This is a genomic window from Lysobacter sp. Root690 (genome assembly GCF_001427785.1).
Taxonomy (GTDB): domain Bacteria; phylum Pseudomonadota; class Gammaproteobacteria; order Xanthomonadales; family Xanthomonadaceae; genus Lysobacter.
Genome location: NZ_LMHM01000011.1, coordinates 635,902 through 638,379, shown reverse-complemented (window position 1 = coordinate 638,379; position 2,478 = coordinate 635,902). Strand labels below are relative to the sequence as shown.

2 protein-coding genes are annotated in these 2,478 nt (G+C 66.0%); one reads left to right on the top strand and one right to left on the bottom strand.

From position 1 onward, the window contains the following. The first annotated feature begins 856 nt into the window (after window positions 1–856). Complete coding sequence (locus ASD86_RS07895) at window positions 857–2,200, top strand: DEAD/DEAH box helicase (protein WP_056109058.1); 1,344 nt, start codon at window positions 857–859, stop codon at window positions 2,198–2,200. 40 nt (window positions 2,201–2,240) lie between these two features. On the opposite strand, the gene ASD86_RS27735 is transcribed toward ASD86_RS07895, so the two are convergent. Then, the coding region (locus tag ASD86_RS27735; protein ID WP_235567695.1) for a hypothetical protein at window positions 2,241–2,478 on the bottom strand (238 nt) is incomplete at its 5' end.

The window sequence follows — 2,478 nt, the reverse complement described above, 5'->3', positions numbered from 1 at the left end:
CATCCTGTCTCGGTGGCGCACGGCGCACATCCATGTGCGCCGCCCTTCGGGTGTGCTTTTGCTAACGCGAGCTAGGGGCCTCGCAGCGCTGGTGGTGGACGGCGAAATGAGGCATAAGCCAGAGCAGCGCGCGGAACTATTGGATCGCGGATCTGAGTCGGACGTTCCATCCAAGCCGCATCGATGCCACGAAGCACCCTTTGTAGGAGCTACGCGAGCTGCGACCGCGAAACCGCACCCACTGCGCGATTCGCCGCGACCCGCGCCGCGATCGGTCGTATGGCGGTCGCAGCTCGCGCAGCTCCTACAGGAGACAGCCCGACAGATGTCGGGCCGGGCGGGGCCAGCTGGCAACCACGAAGGCCAAAACGACGACATCACCATGCAATTTCGGGTGTTGGTTTCCCCGATAAGCAACCGCAACAAGCAGTTTCGGCCGCGCACAACCACTCAAACGCCCCAGCCCCATTCAGGCAATCAACCCCGGCTAATCAGCGTCTAGCTCAAACCCGCCACCACATGACCGCCCGCTAACGCCTCCAACCTCGCAAAACTGGCGGTTCGGTCCGGTTTCGCGTACAGTTCGCGCCGTTCAGCGCACGGCTGCCTCCCCGCAAGGGTACGTTTCCCAGGTTGCCTGTCGCCCCGCACCGAGTTCTCGGATTCGCCGGCGCGACTTTTTATCCCGCACGTCTTTCGTAGCGCAGACACGGCCCGGAGCTTCCGGCGTCGTCAAATTTAGATACTCGCAGCGCGGTTCAAGGGAACGCTGGGGTCATCACGCGATCGTCTCGTTCGCGCGTCCGTTCCATCGGGCGCGTCGCGTGCGCGCATCGCGAACCACTGGAGTTCCAACATGACGTTTGAATCGCTTGGGCTTGCGCCCGCGCTGCTGCGCGCGCTGTCCGAACAGAACTACATCAATCCCACCCCGATCCAGGCCGAAGCGATCCCGCTGGCCCTGGCAGGGCACGACCTGCTCGGCGGCGCCCAGACCGGTACCGGCAAGACCGCTGCGTTCGGTCTGCCGCTCCTGCACCGTCTGGCCACCACGCCGGGCAACAGCCAGCGCAAGCCGCGCGTGCTGATCCTGGCCCCGACCCGCGAGCTCGCGCTGCAAGTCAGCGACAGCCTGCGCGGTTACGCCAAGTACCTGCGCTTGAACGTGCACGCCATCTTCGGCGGCGCCGGCATGGGCCCGCAGCTCGACGCGCTGCGTCGCGGCGTCGACGTGCTGGTCGCCACCCCGGGCCGCCTGATCGATCACCTCGAGCGCGGCAGCGCCAAGCTCGACGCGGTCGAAGTGCTGGTCATGGACGAAGCCGACCGCATGCTCGACATGGGCTTCCTGCCCGCGATCAAGCGCATCCTCGGCCGCCTGCCGCCACAGCGTCAGACCCTGCTGTTTTCGGCGACGTTCGAAGCGCAGATCAAGCAGCTGGCGCTGGAGTTCATGCGCAACCCGCAGCAGGTGCAGATCGCCTCCAACAGCGTCGTCGCCGACGCGATCACCCATCGCGTGCATCCGGTCGACGGCGGCCGCAAGCGCGACCTGCTGATCCAGATCCTCGCGTCGCGTCCGAACGATCAGGTGATCGTGTTCGGCCGCACCAAGCACGGCTGCAACCGTTTGTCCGAGCAGTTGGAAGAAGCTGGTCTGAAGTCGGTCGCGATCCACGGCAACAAGAGCCAGGCGCAGCGTCAGAAAGCCCTGCGCGATTTCAAGGCGAACAAGGCCCGCGTGCTGGTCGCCACCGACGTCGCCGCGCGCGGCCTGGACATTCCGAGCCTGCCGCTGGTGATCAACTTCGATCTGCCGATGGTGGCCGAGGACTACGTTCACCGTATCGGCCGCACCGGCCGCAACGGTCTGACCGGTGAGGCGCTGTCGCTGGTGTCGCCGGACGAGGGCGGTCTGCTGCGTCAGATCCAGCGCATCCTCAAGGACGACATCGAGATGGTGACGGTCGCCGGCTTCGAGCCGTCGCGTCCGATCCGCATGGGTTCCGACGCTCCGGGCGCGCGTCGTCCCGGCGCTCCGGGCGGCAATCGCGCCGGCGCCAACGCGCCGCGCAAGCCGGCGCATCGTCCGCACGGCAAGCCGCCGGCGCGTCATGCGCACGCGGGCCCGAAGCAGCACCGCGGTGGCGGTGCCGGCGCGGGTCAGCCGGGCCAGCGGCGCGATCGCAACGCGGGTTGATTGATCGGCGAGATTCGCCGGTGAAGCAAAAAGGGTCGGCTTAGCCGGCCCTTTTTGTTTGGGCGAGTGTTTGTCTCTGGCCCGGAATCGCATGCTGTGAATCAGTGTTGGCGTTCGCCGTGCTGTTGCTGCAGTTGCAGTTGCTTTGGCAGTTGAGCTTTGGCTCAAGCCTGATTTCAGTCATCACTTCCAGCGCTGCGAAGCTCGTAGCTCGCGTTAGCAAACGCACACCCGAAGGGCGGCGCACATGGATGTGCGCCGTGCGCCACCGGGACATG